The organism is Mucilaginibacter psychrotolerans (assembly GCF_004519315.1).
GTDB lineage: Bacteria > Bacteroidota > Bacteroidia > Sphingobacteriales > Sphingobacteriaceae > Mucilaginibacter > Mucilaginibacter psychrotolerans.
Genome location: NZ_SOZE01000013.1, coordinates 108,691 through 130,809 on the forward strand (window position 1 = coordinate 108,691; position 22,119 = coordinate 130,809).

A 22,119-nucleotide genomic window follows, 5' to 3' on the forward strand; every position below is an offset into this window, starting at 1 on the left:
ACGATCTAAACTACAGAAATACCCTTAAATCCTTCCGAAAAGTGAAGATTTTTAAGGGTATTTTTTGGGTTTACGAAGCAACCTCTTCTCAAAAATATTTTCCGGTTGGTGCAACTTATTAAAGGCAGTGCGCGTCTGATAGGAGTAAACCATAAACTAAAAATATGAAATCACTAAAGAAACTGATACTGGCTGCCGTAATGATAGTTGCAAGCGCATCGGCATTTGCCAAAAATAATACCGAAGACCGCCACCTAACCGGCTTCAACGCCGTAAACGTTGCCGGCTCATTCGATGTGTACGTCACCCAGGGTTCGTCAGAATCGGTAAAGGTTGATGCCCCTGCGGATATCATTGGCCGCATTGTAACAGAAGTTGAAGGCGGTACACTCAAAATTTATACCAAGCGCGATGAAAATAACAACTGGAGCTGGCACGATAAAAAGGTAGTTATCTATGTTGCCCTTAAGGACGTTAACGCTATTACCCTTGCAGGCAGCGGCGACATCTTCTTTAAAGAAGGCATCAAAGCTAACTCGCTGAAACTGAAATTATCGGGCAGCGGCGACATCACCGGCAAGTTGAACGTTAAAAACCTGGAGAGCAGCATTGCCGGCAGTGGCGATATTACCATCAGTGGTAGCGCCGATACATCAAGCGTTAGCGTAGTGGGCTCTGGCGATTACACTGCACAGGGCGTAGTTACCGGCAGCACTAAAGTAAGCGTAGCAGGTAGTGGCGATGCCAGGGTAAATGTTTCTGACAGGTTAGATGCCTCGGTAGTCGGCAGCGGAGATGTGCATTACACCGGTTCGCCAAAAAGCGTCAATACGTCGAAAGCAGGCAGCGGCAGCGTAAGCCGGATGTGATTTTCAGATCAAAGATAAAGGACTGAAAGAGAAAAGACAGTTCAACAGAAAAGGCTTCGGATTACCCGAAGCCTTTTCTGTTTTATATATGATAGAAAAACTTATGCTAATTGCTTAGCTAGTTTTTCGGCCAGTACTGATTTTGGTACAGCGCCAATTTGCTTGTCTACAATTTCGCCGCCTTTAAAGAATAATAAAGCCGGGATATTGCGGATGCCGTATTTCATGGATATGCCTGGGTTGTTGTCTACGTTTACTTTACCTACAATGGCTTTGCCATCGTATTCTTTAGCAATATCTTCTACTACCGGGCCAACCATCCTACACGGACCGCACCACTCTGCCCAAAAATCAACAAGTACTGGTTTGTCTGATTTAAGAACAAGTTCTTCGAAGTTTGCATCTGTTATTTCTAAAGCCATGATATTTTTAATTTTTAAATTTTCAGTTTACAAATATATACTATTCAAATAGCTTGCCACAAGTGGGTGCCTGACAATGTGACAATTCTATTGATAATGTGGATAATATTGACAGATGTGTAATAATCAGGGAGTTTAAGGTTACCTTTCGGCAGGTCGGGGTATCAATTAAAAAGCCGGTAATGTACCACTTTCTGCTTTTTTCAGCACCTGTTTTGCAAATTATACTATCCGTTTTGAGGCTTGCCCGCAAAATAAGTTTGCCCCTCTATGCCATTTTTGGGCTTGCATTGGTTGTTGGTTTCATATGCTCTTTTATGGCCATGAACATAGTTTTAGATGCCATGTCGCGTGCGGCGCATGGTAGGGGAATATGAGGCATGCCTGCTATGGGGGTGCTGTTTGCCGGGCTATTTATCACCTTTGTTACTACGCCCATTATTAGCATCATTTGCTACTTCATCAACCGTTACATCAAAAAAACGGCCGAAGCAAAAGCCCCGGCCATTATCCCAAACAAACCCAAACACTTATAAATTTGCTGCTAAGCCAGCAGTTGTACGAGTTGGAAGAAGATGAGATACTCACCTGCAAAGTTTTCCTCGAAGTTCCCCCACGCGTGGAATACGCCTTTACCGATTTAGGCAGAGAACTGGCCTCGATTTTTTACGCCCTAGAAAAATGGGGCGTGCACTTCCTTACTGTGAACAGCGATACCATAAAAGTGGCTGATGAAAGTTGCTATACGTTTAGGGAGGCGGTGGCGGAGGAGGTATAAAATTATATCCCGAGTTGAAATGACAAAGCGTCGATTACTTCGTCCTGTATTTTAGCAGAATTGATTTCACCGTATAAATGAGATAGTCGTTGCTTATCTAAAGTTCTTATTTGATAACAAAGCGCGATTGATTCATTTGGTAGTCCGGCGGTCCCGGCAGGAATTAGTGTTTCGTTTGGATAGATTGTTCGGCCTTGTTTTCTTGAAGTTATTGGTATTACATTGACTACGTTAAGAAGCGCATTGACAGCATCTTCACTAATGACTAAAACCGACCGGGATTTACCCTGTTCCGAGCCAATTACAGGTTCAAGATTTGCCCTGTAAACAGACCACTTTTTAATCATATATTTTCGTCATCGATGAGATGAAAGTCATCCATAATTTCTTTTTGATCGGCTAAAAATAACGGGTCGTTAGCCGCTTGTTCTAAGAGCGCTATTTTTTTTTCTGTCGACAGCTTTTTTTCAGAGATATCGTCTTCCATTTTTGAATACAAAGCTTGCACTCTTTTTACATCTGCTGAATCGATGTAATCATGAAGCTTCTCTCTTATCGCTGTAATTGTCATGTGCTTACCTCCTCAATCAAATTTAACACATAAATCCTAAATCATCAACTCAATTCGTCAGCACCGGCTTCGCGATTTCTTACTCAACCACCTCGCTTATCTGCACCACCGGCGTAATATTGGTAAACTTGGGGATATCCGCGCGGATTTCTTGTGCATATGTTTTCATGCCGTTCTGAAAAGCGGCTATATTTTCGAAATATAGTGTGCCTATAGCCAGATATGGTACGGGTGCGCCTGGCGCACCTCCTGCAACGCCCTTGTCTATTGTGGCGCCTTTCATGTCATCGCCAAACAGACGTTTTACCATAGGGATGTGCTTGGTCGCGTAATAATCCATATCAAAGGTTTTGCCCTCGCCATTGGGGTAAAGTATAGTTACTTTTATCATGCCTTTTTTAACGGATTGCGCAACTGATTGTTTAACGGACAGGAAACTAAAAACTAAAGCTAATGCTAAAATTAGTAGGGCGGTTGGTTTTTTCATCATCATCATTTAAATTGGTTGCCCGAATTTAAATGATAACCTGCACATTATCAAATCCTATGCCAGTACCGCATTCATATTCGTCAGGCTCAATATCTCGGCCATCAAATCGTCGCTGGGGTTTACTTTGTGGCTTTTAGATGCCAGGTTCACGAACATCGATTCCTCTCCGTCGTTGATCTTGAATTTAAGCAGGCAACTTCGCGATGGGTACTTCTGGTTATTGGTATCTACCATCTGCAGCAGGCTTGCGATCACCTGGTCGTTTACTGCGTTTATGTCCAAACTTACGGTTACCGATTTGGTGAGTTTCTCCCGCATTTCAGATAGCAGGCTCATCACGGTTACGCGCAAATCCCAGTTATCCTTTTGCCTGAATTTTTCTTCGATATTGCCTTTGATGTGCAGGAAATAGCCATCCATCATCAAATTGCGGAACTTGACGTAATCCTCTCCAAAAAATGCAAACTCATACGACTCGTCGTAATCTTCCAGCACAAAGGTGCCAAAGGGTTTGCCCATCTTGGTCGTTTTATGCTGTACGTTGCCAACCAGGCCGCCAATGCATATTTCGCCGCGCTTGCGCAAATCGGCAAATTTGGCCATAATTTCTTCGCCGCCCTCGCCCGAGCGGGCCTTTTGTACTACCTTGAGCTCGGCCAGGGTTGTGTTGCAGTATTTCTCCAGTTCCAGCTTATAGTTATCAAGCGGATGACCGGTAAGGTAGATGCCAATAACATCCTTTTCATATTTCAAACGTTCTATCAAGGGCCATTCTTCTGCATCGGGCATAGCAGGCTCCGGGATGTACGATGCTACCTCGCCGCCGAATAACGACGACTGCGAACTGTTCTTGGTGTTCTGGTAATCGTTTCCGTATTTAATGAGGCGTTCTATGCCCGTAAGCAGGCCATTCTCCGTCTTGGCGAAAAACTGCGCCCGGCAAAGGCCAAAGCCATCGAAGGCACCCCCATAAACCAGGTTTTCGTATGATTTTCGGTTTACAGATCGCGTGTTGCTTCGCTGCGCAAAGTCGTACACGCTGGTGTACGGGCCTCCCTCGTTACGTTCCTCTATGATGCTTTCTACCGCCTTTTCGCCTACGCCCTTTACGCCCGCCATCCCGAAGCGGATAACGCCTTTTTTATTGGCTGCAAAAGCCATGTCGCTTTCGTTGATATCCGGCCCCAAAACCTGCACACCCATACGGCGGCATTCTTCCATAAAGAAGGTAATCTTCTCCATGTTGTTTTGGTTGTTCAATACCGCCGCCATATACTCGGCGGGGTAATGCGCTTTTAAGTATGCCGTTTGGTACGCCACGAAAGCGTAGCAGGTTGAGTGCGATTTATTGAACGCGTATTGTGCAAATGCTTTCCAGTCCGTCCATATTTTGGTGAGCTTATCTTTAGGGTGACCTTTGGCAATTGCCCCATCCATAAACTGCGCCTCCATTTTGTTGAGTACCTCAATTTGCTTTTTACCCATGGCCTTACGCAAAACGTCGGCATCGCCTTTACTGAAGCCCGCCAGCTTTTGCGACAAGAGCATCACCTGCTCCTGGTACACGGTAATACCATAGGTTTCGCCCAGGTACTCTTCCATGTCGGGTAGGTCGAATACGATGGGTTCCTGCCCATGCTTACGCTTGATAAAGTTGGGGATGTACTCTATCGGCCCCGGGCGGTACAGGGCGTTCATGGCAATCAAATCCTCAAATTTATCCGGCTTCAGATCGCGCAGGTACATCTGCATACCATCACTTTCAAACTGGAAGGTGCCGTTGGTATCACCCCGCTGGTAAAGTTCATAGGTTTGAACATCATCAAGCGGGATGTAGTCGATATCGATGTGTATATCATGGTTCTGCTTAATCATGCGCAGGGCATCCTTGATAATGGTAAGCGTTTTAAGGCCCAAAAAGTCCATCTTGATAACGCCTGCATCTTCAATCACGCGCCCGTCATACTGGGTAACCAGCAGGTCCGAGTCCTTAGCGGTGGCAACGGGTACAATGTCTGTTAAATCGTAAGGGGCGATGATGATACCTGCCGCGTGTACACCTGTATTACGTACCGAACCTTCCAGTTTTTCGGCCTCGCGTAGCACAATACCTTTAAGCTCGGTTGATTTGTAGATGGCCTGCAGTTCGGGAACTTGCTCTATGGCTGTCTTCAGGTTGATGCCCAGTGTATCGGGTACCAACTTTTTCAGCGCATTCACATCGGCAAGTGGCATATCCAGCACGCGGCCTACATCTTGTATGCTGGTGCGGGCGGCCATAGAGCCATAGGTGATAATTTGGGCCACCTGGTTTTTGCCGTATTTATCAACCACGTAATCGATAACCCTTTGGCGGCCTGCATCGTCAAAATCCGTATCGATATCGGGCATGCTCTTCCTGTCGGGGTTCAAAAAACGCTCGAACAGGAGGTTGTACTTCAGCGGGTCGATATTGGTGATACCTGTGCAATAGGCTACCACAGATCCTGCGGCCGAACCACGGCCCGGACCGATGAATACACCCATATCGCGGCCCGCCTTGATGAAGTCGGCAACGATTAGGAAATACCCCGCAAAACCCATGGTACGGATGGTGAACAGTTCGAAGTTGATGCGCTCCTCGGCCTCGGGGCTGATGTCTTTATAACGCTCTTTAGCACCTAAAAAAGTAAGGTGTTTAAGATATTCCCACTGGTTAAGGGTATCGGCATCGGGCGTAAGGTCGCTGTGTATCTTAAATTCGGGCGGGATAACATAGTTGGGGAGGAGTATGTCGCGCTTTAGCTTCAGCACATCTACTTTATCCACAATCTCCTGCGTATTGTCCAACGCTTCGGGGATATCATGGAACAGCTTGCCCATTTCATCCTGCGTTTTAAAATAAAACTGATCGTTGGTAAAGCCGAAGCGGTAGCCTTTGCCGCCTTCCTCATCGGTTGCGATGGGGGTGCTTTGTAAATCGCCGGTGTTTACGCAAAGCAAAATATCATGCGCGTTCGAGTCCTGTTGATCCACGTAATGCGAATCGTTTGAGCAAATTACCTTTACGTTGTACTTTTTGGCGAACTTCATCAGCACCAGGTTCACCGTATTTTGCTCGGGGATATCGTGGCGCTGCATTTCTATATAGAAATCCTCGCCAAACAAATCAAGCCACCATTTAAATTCTATCTCGGCAGCCGCCTCACCATCGCGCAAAATAGCCTGTGGTACCGATGCGCCCAGGCAGCAGGTAGTGGCGATGATGCCTTTGTGGTATTTTAAAATGAGCTCTTTATCAATACGCGGCCATTTGCTGTAAAGGCCCTCCATATAGCCCAAAGAGCATAGCTTGATGAGGTTTTGGTATCCCTCGGCATTTTTGGCCAGCATCAACTGGTGGTAGCGCTTATCTTTTTTCTCTTTGGTGAATTGCTTTTTATGCCTATCGTCTACCACGTAAAACTCGCAGCCTACAATGGGTTTTACGCCATGCTTACCAGCTTCGGCTACAAACTTGAATGCGCCGAACATGTTGCCGTGGTCGGTAATGGCCAGGGCCTTCATGCCGTCGGCAGCAGCCTTTTTATATAACTTGGTTATATCGGCGGCGCCATCAAGTAGCGAAAACTGGGTATGAACGTGTAAGTGCGAAAATTGGGGCATGGTATCTTTCTCTCCGTATCGTGTAGACTGCAAATTTACCAAAAAACGAAACGCAATCAGGTTTATGATTTTAAAATTATTAATAATGTTTGCCGGGCGTTCAACTTTAGGACTTACTTTAGCTATCTAAGCAGCGACTGATTTGAGCGCTGGATTTTACGGTCAAAATGTATGATTCAATAGGTGAATTCTCTTTATTAGGGAAAACAAATTCCCTTTTTAGCATGTTGGCAGTGTGTAATAAACACTTTAGCACATAATTTGTAAAAGTATAAGAAACAACCCTAACCTCTACGGATTTGGAAAGATTTGGACGTATAGCCCTCAAAACAATACTTTGGATAATTGCAAGTGTCATCTTTTTGGTGTTGCTTGTAGTTATTTTAATACAGGTACCCGCCGTGCAGAACTATGCAAAAGATAAGGCGGTTACTTTTTTGCAAAATAAAATCCATACCAGGGTAGAGATAGGCCATATTAGCCTGGGCCTGCCCAAATTGCTGGTGCTGGAGGATGTTTATTTTGAGGACCAGAAAAAAGACACCCTGATAGCAGGCGATAAGCTGAAAGTAGATATTACTCTGCTTAAGCTGCTGCAAAATAAGGTAGAGGTAAACGAGATAAACCTGGAAGGCATCACTGCCAAGATAAGTCGTGGCCCAGATAGCCTCTTCAATTTCGATTACATCATCAAGGCGTTTGTTGGCGAGCAGAAAAAAGAAGTGAAGCCAGCCGATACGGCTTCTACCATGAAGTTCTCGCTGGACAAAATCATTTTAGACCGGATAAACGTAACCTATAAAGATGCGACAACGGGCAATGATGTGAAATTCTTGCTGGGCCATTTCGATACCCGCATCAAAGATTTCGACCTGGATAAGATGAAGTTTACCATCCCTAAGATAAACCTGAGTGGGGTGAACGCCAAAATTATCCAGACGCCGGCAGGGTCATCTATTTCGCAAGCGGCTGTGGTCGACACCGCCGTTACCCCCCTTAATATGGATCTTACCCTGGGTGAGATAAACGTAGATAAAGTGAAAGTTGATTACCGCAGCGGCGAGATGGCCGCCTCGGTAAACCTGGGTAAGTTTTTGGTGAATATGGATAAGATAGACCTGCGCAACCAGTACGTAGGTGTTAAAACCATCGAGCTGAGCAACACCGATGCCGGGCTGATATTCGACAAGCCGAAAACCGTTGCCAAGGCGGTAGATAAGGCCATCAAAAAATTGGATACCCTGGTATCGGCCAGGCAAACCGCTAAAGGGTGGACGGCCAACCTGGGCAGGATAACTTTGGTGAACGATAACATCAAATTCGATAACGATGTACAGAAAGCCTTACCCCGTGGGCTTGATTTTGCGCACATGAGCATTAAAAACCTGAATGCCGATATAGAAAACCTGGCCTACCATCCGGATAGCTTGTCGGGTAGGGTAAATGCGGTTACCTTCAGCGAAAAAAGTGGGTTGAAGCTCAATAAGTTCCACACCAGCTTTTTTTATGGCCCGAGAGGAGCGTACCTGAAAGATCTGCTTGCGGAGACACCCACATCCGTTATTCAAAAAGAACTGATCGTAGGCTATCCGTCCATCGATGCACTCGCCACTAACGTGGGTAAATTGAGCATCAACGCCAATTTAGATGGCAGCAAACTGGGCCTGCGCGATATATTGTTGCTAATGCCTACCATGGCTTCTATGGAACCATTCAAATCATCGCCCAATACGGTGCTTAAAATAAACGGCCGCGTTAACGGCACGGTGGATAATCTATGCATACCCAACGTAGAGGTAAGCGGTTTTGGCAATACTTATGTCAAGGCATCTGCTATTGCCAAAGGCTTGCCCGATGTGGATAAGGCTTATCTCGACCTTACTATTAACGATTTTCGCACCAGTCGCAACGATATTGTTCGCCTGGTGCCCAGTGGCACTATACCGCCAACGGTGAGTATTCCCGACAACATGAATCTGAAGGGTACCTTTAAAGGCACCATGAAAAACTTCGGTACCAACATGCAACTGCGCAGCAGCTATGGTGCGGTAGATTTGGTAGCGGCCTTAAAAAGCGGAAAACGCAAAGGCAGCGAAACCTATTCGGCCAATATAAAGGCCAATAACCTAAACGTGGGCGCGCTTACTAAACAACCCCAGATGGTGGGTATGGTGACCATGAGCGCAAACATTAGCGGTGCCGGACTCGACCCGAAGACCGCCAGCCTTAAGTTCAACGGCAATGTGGCCAGCGCGTATGTTAAAGGCTATACCTATAAAAACCTGGTGATGAAAGGCACGGCCAGCAACGGTGCATACGTGGCCAACGCCCGCATGATAGACCCTAACATCAACTTTAGCCTGGATGCCAAGGCCAACATGAACAAGAAATATCCATCGGTAAACGCTACGCTGATGGTGGATAGCATCGATCTGCAGAAACTGGGCTTTACCAAGGATGTGATGCGTTTCCATGGGAAGATAGTGGCCGATGTGCCTACCGCCGACCCGGATTACCTCAACGCTAATATTATGGCGACGGAACTGCTGGTAAACAATGCAGGCAAGCGCGTCAATTTAGATACCGTTAGCCTGATATCTACCGCCAATGCCGATAGTAGCAGCCTGCGCCTTAAAACGCCTGTGTTTTATGCGCATATGGGCGGCAAGTATAAACTGACAGAAGTTGGCCCTGCCGTGCTGGATGTGATCAATAAATATTATAATACCAACCTGGTCACAGGCACACCAACAGCAAAAGTTAAATATTCTCCACAGCAATTCACGTTTGATGCGCGGCTGGTGAAAACGCCGTTGATAGATAAATTCGCGCCTGATCTGAAACAGCTTGATCCGGTATTGATAAACGGCCGCTTCAACAGTACTACCGGCGAATTGGTAGTTAATGGCTCGATGCCAAAAGTAATATATGGTACCAATACCGTAAACAACATGAAGCTGGCTATCAACACAGGCAATAACGCGCTTAATTACGGCCTTACGGTTGATGAGATAAAGGTAGGCTCCTCTTTAGATTTATTATACACCAGCGTAACCGGCTCGGCACAGAACAACAAATTGGGCATCAGTCTGCAGGTGCGCGATGTCGCCAAAAAGGAGCGTTACCGAGTTGCCGGCGTTTTCAGCGTAATACCCAACGAGTACCAGTTCAGCTTTTTGCAGGATGGTGTAATGTTGGATTATACCGCCTGGGCCGTTAACCCCAACAACGCACTGGAATTTGGCAACAAAGGCATACTGGCGCGCAATTTCAGCCTCACCAATAGCAATCAGGTGCTGAGTATAAATACACCGTCGGGCCAATACAATGCACCCATCAATGTAGATTTTAAGAATTTCAAAATAGAGACCATCACCAAAATGGCTAAGCAGGATTCCTTGCTGGTAGGTGGTACCATCAACGGCAATGCGGTGGTGAGCAACTTCCAAAAATCGCCGGCGTTCGAGGCGGCCATCAACGTTAGCGATTTCAACTTTAAAGGCGATACGGTGGGCAACATCGCGCTCAAGGTAAATAACCAAACCGCAAACGCCTACGCCGCACAGATGAGCATCACGGGCAAAGGCAACCAGGTAGACCTTAACGGCATGTATTACACCGCTCCCGAGGGCCGTTTCGATATGAACCTGAACATTGTTAATCTGGGCGTGAAGAGCATAGAAGGATTCAGCTTCGGGGCCATCCGCAATTCCAGCGGAAACATAACCGGCGCACTAAAAATAACCGGAACGACGGCGGCACCGGCAGTAAGGGGCGATATCAACTTCAATAAGGTGGCCTTCAACGTATCTATGCTCAACTCATACTTTACCATGCCCAAGGAGAGCATCACGTTCAACGACGAGGGTATCCGCTTCAATGATTTTACCCTTGTAGATTCTACCAATAATAAGGCCATCATCACCGGATCGATCTATACCAAAACCTATACCGATTTCAAATTCGGCATGGATATCCGGGCAGACAACTTCCGGATGATCAATTCTACCAAGGCAGATAACCAACTGTTTTACGGTAAATTATTCATGGATGCCAACGTGAAGATACGCGGCGATATGGCCAAACCAATCGTTGATGCCAACCTCACTGTAAACGAGAAAACAGATATGGTTTTTGTGCTGCCCACTGCCGATCCGGCTGCAGAAGACCGCGAAGGGGTGGTGGAATTCATAGACCAAAGCGCGCCCAGGATGGACTCTATCCTGCTGGCCAAACAGTTGGATTCGCTTAAAAAATCGGAGCTGCGCGGCCTCGACGTAACCGCCGTGGTGAACATTGACAAGAACGCCAATTTCACTATAGTAATAGATGAGCGCAACGGCGACGTTGTGAACCTTAAAGGCGAGGCCCATCTTAGTGGAAGTATAGACCCCAGCGGGAAAACCAGCCTTACGGGTACCTACGTAGTGAACCAGGGTTCGTACAATTTGCAGTACGCAACGGTGAGCCGCAAATTTAACTTTAAGCAGGGTAGTACCATCACCTGGACGGGTGACCCCACCAGCGCGAACATCAACCTTACGGCCATTTACGTAGCCAACGTGCCGCCTATTGATCTGGTGGCCAGTCAGCTTGGCGATGCCAACAATACGCAGTACAAGCAAAAGCTGCCTTTCAACGTAGACCTCAACCTGCGTAACGAGTTAATGAAACCCGAAATCAGTTTCGATATTACCCTGCCCGATAGCAACTACAATGTATCCGGCGAAGTAACAACAACCGTGAACACCCGCCTTAACCAGATAAGGCAAGACCCTAACGAACTGAACAAACAAGTGCTGGGCGTACTGGTGCTGGGCCACTTTATTGGCGATAACCCGCTGCAAAGCCAGGGCGGGAGTGCAGGGGTAGAGGGGGCCATCCGCAACAGCGTGAGCAGCTTACTTACCGATCAATTGAATAATCTTGCTGGCGGCCTCATCTCAGGCGTAGACCTGGATTTCGGTTTAACCTCGGGGCAGGACTACTCCTCGGGCACGGCCCAGAACCGAACGGACCTGAACATAGGGGTATCCAAACGCTTCCTTAACGACAGGCTTACTGTATCGGTTGGCAATAACTTCAACCTGGAGGGGGCGCAACAGGGGCAAAAAACATCTAACATAGCGGGCAACGTATCGGTTAATTATAAGCTGAGCAAAGATGGCCGCTATTCGTTACGCGCTTACCGAAAAGACGAGTACGTGGTGATACAAGGGCAAATCGTCGAAACCGGGCTGGGTTTTTCGCTCACGGTTGATTATAACCGCTTCCGCGAGATTTTCCGTAAACGTACCGATGCAGAGAAAGAGATGCGTAAGCGCTATAACCAGGAGCAGAAACTGAAAGATGCGCAGGATAAAGCATCGCAGCAAAAAGATAAAGAAGACAGGGCAAGGACGCAGACGACAACTACACAATGATAAAACGCATAACATACCTACTGTTAGTCACAGCGCTGCTAAGTGCTTGCAGTACCACCAAATACCTGCCCAAAGGCGAGAAACTGTACACGGGCGGCACGGTGAAAGTGGCTGATAAGGACATTAAAAAAGCCGATGCCAAAGCCATCAGCGCCGAATTGAAGACATTGATACGCCCGCAGCCAAACGCGAAACTATTGGGCTTGCGCATAAAACTGTGGCTATATTATAAAACCAAAGCGCGTAAAGGCTTCATCCAAAAATTCTTAAGCAAGTATGGCGAGCCACCGGTATTCGTGAGCCAGGTAAATCTGGAGAAGAATAGTAGCATTATGCAAAGCCGCCTGCAAAACGAGAGCTATTTCCAATCCACCGTACTGGGCGATACCATCGGCAAGCCTAAAACCGCAAGGGCCGAGTTTACGGTAGCTGCAGGGCCGGCGTACACCATCCGCAATGTGGCGTTCCCTATGGCTACGGATAACAGTTTGGATACCGCCGTAAGGGGCACCATGAAGCAAACATTGTTGAAAGTTGGCGATAAGTACAACCTGGATGTGATTAAATCTGAACGGATACGCATCGACGCTCGCTTAAAAGAGGAGGGATTCTTCTTCTTCGCACCCGAGCAGCTGATTATCAAGGTAGATAGCACCATCATCAACCACCAGGTAGACCTTATCGTAAGCATCAAGCCTACTACTTCAGAAAGGGCCCGGGAAATCTACACCATCCGCAATATTTATGTGTATCCTAACTACTCGTTGCGCGATACCACGCTAAAGCTGGATCAGGCTGTGCCATACCGTTGGTATAACCTGATAGATCCACGCAAAAGCGTGCGACCTTTTATATTTGCCAATACAGTATTGCTGCATCCCAACGATACCTACAGCCGCACCACGCATAATAATTCGCTCAACAGGTTCATCAACCTGGGGCCTTACCAATACGTAAAAAACCGTTTCGAGGATGTAACACCCGATTCACCGAAGCTGGATGTTTACTACTTCCTTACGCCGTACAAACGCAAATCCTTGCAGTTGGAGCTATTGGGCCGTACTACATCTGCAAGCTACACCGGTTCGCAAATAAACCTCAACTGGAAAAACCGCAACGCCTTTAAAGGCGGTGAACTGTTTGCAGTTACCCTTTTTGCCAGTACAGATGTGCAGGTGGGCGGGCAAAACGGTGGCTTCAATGTGTTCCAGTATGGTATACAGCCTTCGGTTTCCTGGCCGCGCATCATCGGGCCGTTCAATCTTAAGGGCGATAATGCTTACATACCGCGCACTACGCTTACGCTCAATTATACATCGGTTGTGCGTAGTAAATTGTACTCGCTCAACTCGTTCAGCGGATCGTTCGGGTACCAGTTCAAGACTAGTCCGCACAAGCTCAACGAGCTCAATTTGCTGGAGATAACGTATGTTAAACCGCGTAATGTAAGCCAGCTATACACGGATAGCATCAACAACCCAAACAATCGTAATCCGGCGCTTAAACACGTGATAGACCCGCAATTTACCTGGGGCCCAAGCTATGCGTACACCTACGATAATACTACCGAGGATTACCGCACCAATAGCATTTTTTACCGTGGTAAGCTAAGCTTATCTAACAACATCTACGGATTGCTTACAGGTGCCGATACTCTGGCTGGGAAGGACAAAAAATTCCTGGGCACCACATTTAACCAATACGCCAAATTGGAGACCGAGTTACGGTTCTTCCACAAACTAGGCGTGGGTAGTAAGATTGCAGCAAGGGTATTGGTGGGCCTGGGCCTGCCATACGGCAACTCTACCATTTTGCCATACAACCAGCAGTTCTTTATCGGCGGGCCTAACAGCCTCAGAGGTTTCAGGGCACGCTCTTTAGGGCCGGGAACGGTTGATGCCAGTTCGCTCAATGGCGGCTTCATTGCCGATCAATCGGGTGATATTAAGCTGGAGGCCAACCTGGAATACCGTACGCGGCTTTTCAGCATTGTTTACGGTGCCTTGTTTGCCGATGCCGGTAACGTTTGGAACGCCAAAACACATCAGGCAGGCGGTACCTTCGGCCCCAATTTCCTGAGCCAGATGGCTGTAGACGCGGGTTTCGGCCTAAGGTTTGATGCCACGGTATTGGTATTGCGTACCGACCTTGGTTTCCCGTTGATTACACCCTATACTAACAGCAACGGAAGCCGTAGTGTACCTTTAAATTTCAATAACGCCATCCTCAACATTGCGATAGGTTATCCGTTTTAATTATTGATTTAATGAATTAATGAATTATTGAATTTTTGATTGGGGGATTAATTTTGTAACTGCCGAAGGTTGCCGAGTCAAATTAATGACCCAATGACCCAATGACCCAATGACCCAATGACCCAATGACCCAATGATCCAATGACCCAATGACCAAGATTACTGTACCGCTGCAAATGATTGATTTGCACGGCGATGGATTTCATCCATTGCTGGATATCATGCTCTTCAATCAGCCATTTAAAGTAGTTTTAGATACCGGTGCATCACGCACGGCTTTCGACAGGGAATTGCTTCTGGCAGCAAACGAAAATGCGGTCATAACCGCCAGCGAGCATTTATCTACGGGGTTGGGCACCAACAGTATGGAATCGGCCACGGCCCTTATCCAGAATCTTTGGATTGGTAGCTTGCTCATCCCCGAGATAGAAGTAGCCGTGCTGGATTTATCTACCATCAACATCGCCTACAGCCAATTGGGCCACCCCGAAGTGCTGGGTGTTGTAGGCAGCGATATTTTGGTGAAGCATAAAGCGGTGATTGATTTTGGGAAAAAGGTGTTGGTGCTGAAATAAGTCTGAACCAGAATTTACAGGATTAAAGAATTTTCAGAATACGGGGTTGAGAGCGGTTGAGCTAAGCTGCCGCAAGCCTCCCGGCTTGTGGCAGCTTAGCAGAGCGGCCTTGCATTTCAATCTGCATAGTTTACTATTCAAGTGTGTCACAAGCGAAAACCTGCGACTGCCTAAGGAAATTTCCGCAATTTTTTTTAAAAATTTACAGTGGAATTTAAACATTGCAACAATTTATCCCAATGCTTCACTACACACAACTCATTTTTATAAAACCCGGCTGCGAAGAGGAGTTTCACGCATTTGAGGACAAGGTATTACCGCTATTGCAGCTGCACAACGGCGTGCTGGTGTACCGCATCAGGCCGGATGCCGAGGCATTCGTAGAGAATAGCGAGCCATTGCCTTACGAAATCCATTTAGTAACCTTCGGCAGCAAAGCCGATTTTGAGGGCTATAAAACCGACCCCAAACGCCTGGCTTTTATGGAAATGAAGGACAGGGCAGTTGAGAAGATTATATTGATTGAAGGCATGGTGTTGTGACGCTGAGGCCATTATGATAGCCTCGTTTTTTTACTTGAAGAGCAAATACGCTGTCGACGGTGTGTCTCTGTTATATAGTAAAATAGCGGAAGTTAATGAGTCTATAGAAAGGGACGGGGGTAAGGTCTGAATGCGGTAAAAAGCTTCCCCATGTACCGTGTAACTGAATTTAACATGATTACTAAACCAGAGTTTATCAATGGAATTTAATTTCCCTTTAGCAAAGTCTCCGGTTTTAAATATAGGTTTCCAAAACTGGATGGAGAAGTCCTTCGGGTTATGTGGATTGATTTTTACGTTGTACACTTCCCCGTTTTCTATTGACCGATGAGGGACTGACCCAACTGCTTTGTAACGCCTGCCGTTAAAATTATAGGATACGGTTAGGCTGTTACCGCCTGCATCGCTAATGGTGCCCGCGACATCTACGCCTGTCGCTACTAAATCCTTCTCGGATAAATTTATCCAAAAAGTAAGGCCTGCCAAAATTCCCAAAAATACTAAAGCAAAAAGGCCGCTTTTAAAGTACGAAATATCTTTAATGGCGGCCTTTTTTTTTGATGCGGCTGCTGAAGTTTTATTTGATTTCGCTCGAGCATTAATAGGCAATTGCAAAATAAAAGCTCGTTTCGGTTTCAGCATTAATCAAACTTAGTAACGTCTTCTTTCTCCTCCGGCGTATCGCCTTTGCGCTCTACGGTGATGGTACACTCAGTTAACAGTGCCGCTGCTGCGCCTACCGCTGCAAAAATAGGTGCTACCAACAGCCCAACCAGGCCGTAGTTAACCGGGAAACTCATCACTTCTTTACCGTGACTATCGGTAATCGTAATTTTGGTTACGTTGCCTTCTGCAATAAGTTCTTTTACTTTTTTTAGGATGCTCTCTCCATTGATAGAGAATGATTCTTTTGATGCCATGATATTATAGGTATTTGGTTTTAAATGTTTTCGCGTTTTTATTATTGGACTGGAGGAGGACGGATTTGTTACGCCCCCTGCCCCCCTGAAGGGGGAATAAATTTTAGCCCCGGCCCCCTAAAGGGGGAGCAAAAGTAAAAGTAAACAAAAAACTCCCGTAGGGAGTTTTAATAATATCATGCAAATCAAAAGCTCCCCCTTCAGGGGGCTGGGGGGCCAAGCTTCGTCTCTACTTCAACGTCTCGTATTTATTACCGTTGCTCGGGTCGGCTTGCAACAGTATATTCATGGCTTGGGCCTTTTCGGGGCCGAAGGCTTTGCTGAAGATAGAGACAAACTCATCATCTTTAGCCGTAAAAAACGCCAGTGGGAAATAGGAGCCGATACGTTTACGATCTACCTGGGTGAGCTGCGGTAATATCGCACTGATAGATTTGCGGGCCAGCACAGCGTTATTGGCCATCATATCCAACCCGTTGCGGTGGTAATCGTAAATAAAACTGCGGAGGCCGTTGTATAGCTTGTTGTTCAGGTTCTCTGATAGCCAGTAGCGGTTAAGGTTGCTGTCGAATGCCTTCCAGCCTTTAAATGATGCGGTTTGGGCGTTGGTAACCACGGTTTGCGCTTGCGCGAAATATTGGCTGCCGCCGTAGCGCGAAAAGGAATCATAATCTAAGCCCACGATGACGTAAGCATAAAAAGCCATTACCGAGCTGAGATTGTTCTGGAAATTCTGATCGCTGAAATCGATGGTTTGGCCCTCGGTATAGCTAAAATCTACATCCCTGTCGTTAACATTAAGCAGCGTGCTGGTATAGCTGGAGTTGTATACCGGGCGCGACGATTGCACCTGCAGCTCACCGCTGAAATTGCTGCCGCCATCCCAACTGGTAATGTTCAGTACAAAGTTGCAACTGATGCGTTCGTTGGGCGCAATGGCGTCTGCGGCCCATTTGCGGCCGTTCAAAAAATCTTTCATGGCGGTTTCCAGCGTACTGAAAACACGTTTGTTGCTAACCTGTATCTTGGGCGTAAGTATTTTTACCCGCGCGTTCAAATCCTGCGCCTGCGCAAGGCAGCAGCAAAGCAAAAGGGCGATGAGCAGAAAAAACGTTTTCAAGATTTTTTGTTCCCCTCTCGAGGTCATTGCCGCCAACTTAAGGAATTTAAAGGGCTGTCCGCTCGACGCATGATCTCGCAATTGATTATTCTTGAGCGTTCTAAATACGGTTGTTATGTCCGCGTCGCCAGTCGACTCACCCCCCGCCCCCTCTCTCGTTCCGAAAGAGGGGGAGAAATTGGGGCGATTTTTTTCTTTATTTTCTTCACCCTCTTTGCGCAGCAGAGAGGGTCGATCAGCGAAAGCGTAGTCGGGGTGAGTCAAATATGCGAGCGACAGGCCGAGCAGGGGTGTGTTAGCCACAAATCCTAACGCCAAACACACCCCTCCACCCCTCTCAAGAGGGGAATCGCACGGGCCATGGCTCGCATTCTGTAAAAAAAGCGATTTCCTTGTGGGGTTTTTGAGCAGGCAGCGTTTCATGGTTTTAGCAGTTGGATAAATTTAGCACAAATATCCCTGGCAACCTCATTTTTATTTTTCAGGCCGAAGGTGGTTTTCACCAGGGCGCTGTCGATCATGGTAATTTTGTTGGTATCGCCTTTAAAACCTGCACCGGCATCGTTAAGCGAGTTCAGCACAATCATATCCAGGTTTTTGCTTTTCAGCTTAGCGATAGCATATTCTTCCTCATTATTGGTTTCCAGCGCGAAGCCAACCAACACCTGGCCGGCGCGTTTTTGCTGGCCAAGAGTTTTTAATATGTCGGTAGTTTTTTTCAGTTCGATGCTCAGGCCACCGTCCTGCTTTTTTATTTTTTGGGTAGACACCTCAACCGGCGTATAGTCTGCTACGGCAGAGCTCATGATGCAGCCGTCGGCACTATCGAAATTGGCGAGGCATTCGCGCAGCATATCGGCCGCGCTGGTAACATCAATTCGCCTGATGCCCCGCTGCCGGCTTTGCTGGGCGGTAGGGCCGGCTACCAGGGTAACATCGGCACCAAGCGCCGCCAATTCATCGGCTATGGCAAAACCCATTTTACCAGATGAGTGGTTGCCAATGAAACGCACGGGATCTATCGCCTCGTAGGTAGGCCCGGCTGTAACCAGCACTTTTTTATTGATTAAGGGGAGCTTCTGTTTGATGTCAGCCTCTATAAAAGCCACAATTTCTTCTGGCTCGGCCATGCGGCCTTCGCCATGTAAACCGCTGGCCAGTTCGCCGCTACCAGGCGGTATCAGGATATTACCGAAAGTCTGTATCCTGCCGATATTATCCTGCGTGGCGTTATGCTTCCACATATCCAGGTCCATAGCGGGGGCAAAGTACACCGGGCATTTTGCCGATAGGTACACGGCGGTAAGCAGGTTATCCACCAATCCGCCTGCCATTTTGGCCATGGTGTTGGCACTGGCGGGGGCTATGATCATCAAATCGCCCCAAAGGCCAAGGTCAACGTGGTTGTTCCACTCGCCGGTTTCGGGCTTGAAGTATTCGCTGTAAACAGGGCGTTTAGATAGGGTAGAGAGCGTGAGTGGGGTAATGAAGTTGGTCGCATCGGGCGTCATCACCACCTGTACCTGCGCACCGGCCTTAACCAAAAGACGCACCAGCGTGGCCGTTTTATAAGCTGCTATGCTGCCGCAAACTCCTAAAATAACTTTCTTGTTTTCTAACATAATGGCAAGCCCCCCAGCCCCCTAAAGGGGGAGCAAAAGTAAAAGTAACAAAAAAACTCCCATAGGGAGTTTTAAAAAAAACGTGCAAGTCAAAAGCTCCCCCTTCAGGGGGGTGGGGGGCTTGCGCCTTTTATACTTCTTTTGCCGGGTTGCGGTAGTAAACCTTATCCTCTAAAAATTCCTGAACGGCTACCAAAGTAGGTTTAGGCAATTTTTCGTAGTATTTAGATATCTCTATCTGCTCGCGGTTTTCGAAAACTTCTTCCAGGTTATCGTTTGCAGATGCAAACTCAGACAGTTTCTGGTGTAACTCTTCTTTTATGTTGTTGGATATCTGGTTTGCCCTTTTTGACATAATTACGAGCGACTCATAAATATTGTCGGTTTTCACATCCAGTTCACGCAGGTCACGTGTTACGGTGCTGCTGGCTACAGCTGGCTTAGTGGTGTTGGTAGTGCTCATATTTGTTATTTAAAATTCTTTATGTATTAATTTGGTATTTTCTGCTTATCCCTATCTTTTATAGATGGCGGCTGTGCGCCGGCGGTAGTATCTTTATTAGCTACTTTGGCCGCCAGTTTTGGGTTGAAAGCCAGTTCGGCAAGTATCCTTTTTGCAGTTATGATGCCCTGCTCGCTGTCTTTTTTATAATCGGTAGCATCTTTTAAGTATTTGCTGGCCGGGTATTTTTCAGTAAACTGATCGGCGGAGGTTATAACCAGGCCGAAACGTTCTTCCTGACGTTGCTCGCTGCTCACCTCTGCATATTTGTACTGCGCCCTTATGGTTAAAAACTCAAGCTCTTCCGCGTACTTGGTGTCCGGGTAATCGCGCAGGGTGTTATTGAAAGCAATAGTTGCTGCCTGGAAATCGCCAATGGTTAGGTAAAGCTTAGCGTTTTCGTAAGCCTTGCGTTCTAATTTGTCCCGCAGGTTCTGTATCAGTTTGCTTGCCTCGGTAACGCGGTCGCTCTTAGGGTAAAGGTTAATGAACAACTGCAGGCTTTCGATAGCTTTGGTGGTGTTCTCCTGATCCAGCGAGTATATAGGCGAATCGAGGTAAAAGCAATAGGCGGCAATAAAGCGGCATTCCTCTGCACGCGGGCTGGTAGGGTAGGTGTCGGCAAACGTTTTGAAATGGTAACGTGCCGAGGTATAGTCCTTCAGTTTGTAGTTAGTATAAGCGTAGTAGTAATAAAGATCTTCAGCTCCCGCGCGACCGCGGTAAATGGTAACCAGGTCCTCAAATAAGCCGAGGGCCTTGCTGTAATCCTTTTTGTTATAAAACTTTACCGCTTCGGAGTATTTCTTAGCGTTATCGTTACTCGCTTTTAGTTTCTCGTACTTGCTTTTACAACTGCCAAGGGCAATAAGTAATAACAGCATTACGCCCGAAACAAAGTGAAGTTGCTTTTTAAACATTTTGCAAAGATAGTTGAATATTATAAATCAGTCAATTATTTATTTAGTAGTCCAGGGATTGCATTTTAAGTTCTACATTCCCATTTCTGTTAGTGTTGCTACAGTGCACGCCAGTGGAACTGCTCCAACGGACGAATATATAACGAGGTTTCCGCTCCTTGCATATATGGTGCCTGTATTTAACATCTTTTAACGGTTGGGGCGGGGGGTATTGATTTTTTGATTGGTAGTTAGTTGAATTTGCAATGCCCCGGGATGATATCCGGGGCGTTTTTTGCGCGTTTTATGGCGGCATGCCATAAATGTTTATAGCTTTGGCTCATTGGTATGAAGAACTTCCTGAAGATAGTAGCTATTGATGAATACTCTATTACGCCCAAGTACGCGCAATTGGTAAATTCTATTTTGCGGGGCATAGAGCTGGGCAGCATAGAGCTGGGTGATATATTGCCTTCGATAAACGATTTCAGCACTGCGCTGGAATGCTCGCGCAATACCGTGGAGCGGGCCTACAAAGAGCTCAAGAAAATGAAGGTGGTGGAATCTGTGGCAGGCAAAGGCTACTTCATCACCGGGCACCAGTTTAAGCAGCCGCTGAAGGTGATGCTGCTTTTTAATAAGCTGAGCAGCCACAAGAAGATCATGTACGATGCCTTTGCCGATACACTGGGTGGCCACGCAGCTATCGATTTTTACATTTACAATAACGATTTCAACTTCTTCAAAAAGCTTATTGCAGATAAGATCAATAGCTACGATAAGTTTGTCATCATCCCCCATTTTATTGAAAGTGCGGGCCGCGCTAACGAGGTGATCAATACCATTCCGAAGGAAAAACTGATACTGATGGATAAACTGGAACCGGGCGTAACGGGCGAGTTTGGTGCTGTATATGAGGATTTTGCGCGCGATATATACCAGGCACTACATTTACTGCTGGATAAGCTGGCCAAATACCACACCCTCAAAATCATCTTCCCCGAGCATTCGTACTTTTCCAAAGATATCCTCTCCGGCTTCCTCGGTTTTTGTCGGGAATATGCCTTTGATTATCAGGTTATTCCCTCGCTGGAGGGTGAGGTAATCAAAAAAGGTACCGCCTACATCAACCTAACCGAGGCCGATTTGGTGGAACTGATCGAACAGCTCATACTTTCCAAATTTACTGTGGGTACCGATGTTGGCGTGATATCCTACAACGAAACGCCCATAAAACGGGTTATCCTCAACGGCATCACCACCATCTCTACCGATTTTAAGCTAATGGGCGAGAAAGCCGCCGAGTTGGTACTCAATAATTCTACAGGGCATATCGTTATTCCGTTCCGGGTAATCAACCGAAACTCCCTTTAAATTTCTGTGCTTTTCTGTGTTTTTCCGTGAAAGTTACCGTGGAATCTTAGTCTGACGCGAGGGGGATAGTTGAGGACGGTTGTGCGAATGCTTAACCCTATTTTGCCGGTAT

The 22,119-nt window shown here is 46.8% G+C and carries 19 protein-coding genes; 8 read left to right on the forward strand and 11 right to left on the reverse strand.

The window, feature by feature from the left end:
- Positions 1-164 precede the first annotated feature (164 nt).
- A complete protein-coding gene (locus E2R66_RS14255; protein WP_133231841.1) occupies positions 165-869 on the forward strand; it encodes a head GIN domain-containing protein in 705 nt (234 codons plus the stop codon).
- Positions 870-970: 101 nt separating this feature from the next.
- Here the strand turns inward: E2R66_RS14255 and trxA are convergent, their stop codons facing one another.
- Positions 971-1,291: a thioredoxin gene (trxA, locus tag E2R66_RS14260; protein WP_133231843.1), complete on the reverse strand. Its 321-nt coding sequence runs from the start codon at positions 1,289-1,291 to the stop codon at positions 971-973.
- Positions 1,292-1,671: 380 nt separating this feature from the next.
- On the opposite strand from trxA, the gene E2R66_RS28810 reads away from it, so the two are divergent.
- Entirely contained in the window at positions 1,672-1,827 is a 156-nt protein-coding gene (locus E2R66_RS28810) for a hypothetical protein (RefSeq protein ID WP_204985929.1), read from the forward strand.
- A 2-nt stretch (positions 1,828-1,829) separates the two neighbouring features.
- Entirely contained in the window at positions 1,830-2,069 is a 240-nt protein-coding gene (locus E2R66_RS14265) for a winged helix-turn-helix transcriptional regulator (protein WP_204985930.1), read from the forward strand.
- 2 nt (positions 2,070-2,071) lie between these two features.
- Here the strand turns inward: E2R66_RS14265 and E2R66_RS29290 are convergent, their stop codons facing one another.
- From E2R66_RS29290 to dnaE, 4 genes are all read right to left on the reverse strand, one after another.
- Positions 2,072-2,416, reverse strand: coding sequence for a type II toxin-antitoxin system PemK/MazF family toxin (locus E2R66_RS29290; RefSeq protein WP_133231847.1), 345 nt, complete (start codon positions 2,414-2,416; stop codon positions 2,072-2,074).
- Positions 2,413-2,640 carry a hypothetical protein gene (locus tag E2R66_RS14275; RefSeq protein ID WP_133231849.1) on the reverse strand — a complete coding sequence of 76 codons (228 nt, stop codon included), beginning with the start codon at positions 2,638-2,640 and terminating at the stop codon, positions 2,413-2,415. Before E2R66_RS14275 ends, E2R66_RS29290 begins: the two co-directional genes overlap by 4 nt.
- Positions 2,641-2,719: 79 nt before the next feature.
- Positions 2,720-3,031 (reverse strand): EthD family reductase, encoded by a 312-nt coding sequence (locus E2R66_RS14280; RefSeq protein WP_133231851.1) that lies wholly within the window; start codon positions 3,029-3,031, stop codon positions 2,720-2,722.
- A 153-nt stretch (positions 3,032-3,184) separates the two neighbouring features.
- Positions 3,185-6,775, reverse strand: a complete 3,591-nt coding sequence (gene dnaE / locus E2R66_RS14285; RefSeq protein WP_133231853.1) for a DNA polymerase III subunit alpha — start codon at positions 6,773-6,775, stop codon at positions 3,185-3,187.
- Positions 6,776-7,074: 299 nt separating this feature from the next.
- Here dnaE and E2R66_RS14290 point away from each other — a divergent pair, with 299 nt between their 5' ends.
- From E2R66_RS14290 to E2R66_RS14305, 4 genes are all read left to right on the forward strand, one after another.
- Entirely contained in the window at positions 7,075-12,198 is a 5,124-nt protein-coding gene (locus E2R66_RS14290) for a translocation/assembly module TamB domain-containing protein (RefSeq protein ID WP_133231855.1), read from the forward strand.
- Complete coding sequence (gene tamL / locus E2R66_RS14295; RefSeq protein WP_133231857.1) at positions 12,195-14,453, forward strand: translocation and assembly module lipoprotein TamL; 2,259 nt, start codon at positions 12,195-12,197, stop codon at positions 14,451-14,453. Before E2R66_RS14290 ends, tamL begins: the two co-directional genes overlap by 4 nt.
- Before the next feature lie 149 nt (positions 14,454-14,602).
- Entirely contained in the window at positions 14,603-15,028 is a 426-nt protein-coding gene (locus E2R66_RS14300) for an aspartyl protease family protein (RefSeq protein ID WP_133231859.1), read from the forward strand.
- 239 nt (positions 15,029-15,267) lie between these two features.
- The gene (locus E2R66_RS14305; RefSeq protein WP_133231861.1) at positions 15,268-15,570 is read left to right on the forward strand and encodes a DUF1330 domain-containing protein; all 303 of its coding nucleotides are present in this window, start codon (positions 15,268-15,270) and stop codon (positions 15,568-15,570) included.
- Positions 15,571-15,600: 30 nt separating this feature from the next.
- Here E2R66_RS14305 and E2R66_RS14310 read toward each other — a convergent pair whose 3' ends face one another.
- The 6 genes from E2R66_RS14310 to E2R66_RS14335 form a co-directional block, all read right to left on the reverse strand.
- Positions 15,601-16,212 carry a hypothetical protein gene (locus E2R66_RS14310; protein WP_133231863.1) on the reverse strand — a complete coding sequence of 204 codons (612 nt, stop codon included), beginning with the start codon at positions 16,210-16,212 and terminating at the stop codon, positions 15,601-15,603.
- Positions 16,212-16,490, reverse strand: coding sequence for a DUF4342 domain-containing protein (locus E2R66_RS14315; protein ID WP_133231865.1), 279 nt, complete (start codon positions 16,488-16,490; stop codon positions 16,212-16,214). Before E2R66_RS14315 ends, E2R66_RS14310 begins: the two co-directional genes overlap by 1 nt.
- A 229-nt stretch (positions 16,491-16,719) precedes the next feature.
- The gene (gene porD / locus E2R66_RS14320) at positions 16,720-17,610 is read right to left on the reverse strand and encodes a type IX secretion system protein PorD (protein ID WP_240049320.1); all 891 of its coding nucleotides are present in this window, start codon (positions 17,608-17,610) and stop codon (positions 16,720-16,722) included.
- 419 nt (positions 17,611-18,029) lie between these two features.
- Positions 18,030-19,232: a bifunctional phosphopantothenoylcysteine decarboxylase/phosphopantothenate--cysteine ligase CoaBC gene (gene coaBC, locus E2R66_RS14325; RefSeq protein WP_192901975.1), complete on the reverse strand. Its 1,203-nt coding sequence runs from the start codon at positions 19,230-19,232 to the stop codon at positions 18,030-18,032.
- Between the two features lie 130 nt (positions 19,233-19,362).
- Positions 19,363-19,695 (reverse strand): DNA-directed RNA polymerase subunit omega, encoded by a 333-nt coding sequence (locus E2R66_RS14330; RefSeq protein ID WP_133231871.1) that lies wholly within the window; start codon positions 19,693-19,695, stop codon positions 19,363-19,365.
- A gap of 26 nt (positions 19,696-19,721) precedes the next feature.
- Positions 19,722-20,654 carry an outer membrane protein assembly factor BamD gene (locus E2R66_RS14335; protein ID WP_133231873.1) on the reverse strand — a complete coding sequence of 311 codons (933 nt, stop codon included), beginning with the start codon at positions 20,652-20,654 and terminating at the stop codon, positions 19,722-19,724.
- Positions 20,655-20,981: 327 nt separating this feature from the next.
- Here E2R66_RS14335 and E2R66_RS14340 point away from each other — a divergent pair, with 327 nt between their 5' ends.
- On the forward strand, positions 20,982-22,007 hold the full coding sequence (locus E2R66_RS14340) for a GntR family transcriptional regulator (RefSeq protein WP_133231875.1): 1,026 nt from the start codon (positions 20,982-20,984) through the stop codon (positions 22,005-22,007).
- Positions 22,008-22,119 lie beyond the last annotated feature (112 nt).

Bases quoted from the DNA above. Each gene is read 5' to 3' on its own strand.
- E2R66_RS14255 (WP_133231841.1), top strand. From the start codon at position 165: ATGAAATCACTAAAGAAACTGATACTGGCTGCCGTAATGATAGTTGCA.
- trxA (WP_133231843.1), bottom strand. From the start codon at position 1,291: ATGGCTTTAGAAATAACAGATGCAAACTTCGAAGAACTTGTTCTTAAA.
- E2R66_RS28810 (WP_204985929.1), top strand. From the start codon at position 1,672: ATGCCTGCTATGGGGGTGCTGTTTGCCGGGCTATTTATCACCTTTGTT.
- E2R66_RS29290 (WP_133231847.1), bottom strand. From the start codon at position 2,416: ATGATTAAAAAGTGGTCTGTTTACAGGGCAAATCTTGAACCTGTAATT.
- E2R66_RS14275 (WP_133231849.1), bottom strand. From the start codon at position 2,640: ATGACAATTACAGCGATAAGAGAGAAGCTTCATGATTACATCGATTCA.
- E2R66_RS14280 (WP_133231851.1), bottom strand. From the start codon at position 3,031: ATGATAAAAGTAACTATACTTTACCCCAATGGCGAGGGCAAAACCTTT.
- dnaE (WP_133231853.1), bottom strand. From the start codon at position 6,775: ATGCCCCAATTTTCGCACTTACACGTTCATACCCAGTTTTCGCTACTT.
- tamL (WP_133231857.1), top strand. From the start codon at position 12,195: ATGATAAAACGCATAACATACCTACTGTTAGTCACAGCGCTGCTAAGT.
- E2R66_RS14300 (WP_133231859.1), top strand. From the start codon at position 14,603: ATGACCAAGATTACTGTACCGCTGCAAATGATTGATTTGCACGGCGAT.
- E2R66_RS14305 (WP_133231861.1), top strand. From the start codon at position 15,268: ATGCTTCACTACACACAACTCATTTTTATAAAACCCGGCTGCGAAGAG.
- E2R66_RS14310 (WP_133231863.1), bottom strand. From the start codon at position 16,212: ATGCTGAAACCGAAACGAGCTTTTATTTTGCAATTGCCTATTAATGCT.
- E2R66_RS14315 (WP_133231865.1), bottom strand. From the start codon at position 16,490: ATGGCATCAAAAGAATCATTCTCTATCAATGGAGAGAGCATCCTAAAA.
- coaBC (WP_192901975.1), bottom strand. From the start codon at position 19,232: ATGTTAGAAAACAAGAAAGTTATTTTAGGAGTTTGCGGCAGCATAGCA.
- E2R66_RS14330 (WP_133231871.1), bottom strand. From the start codon at position 19,695: ATGAGCACTACCAACACCACTAAGCCAGCTGTAGCCAGCAGCACCGTA.
- E2R66_RS14335 (WP_133231873.1), bottom strand. From the start codon at position 20,654: ATGTTTAAAAAGCAACTTCACTTTGTTTCGGGCGTAATGCTGTTATTA.
- E2R66_RS14340 (WP_133231875.1), top strand. From the start codon at position 20,982: ATGAAGAACTTCCTGAAGATAGTAGCTATTGATGAATACTCTATTACG.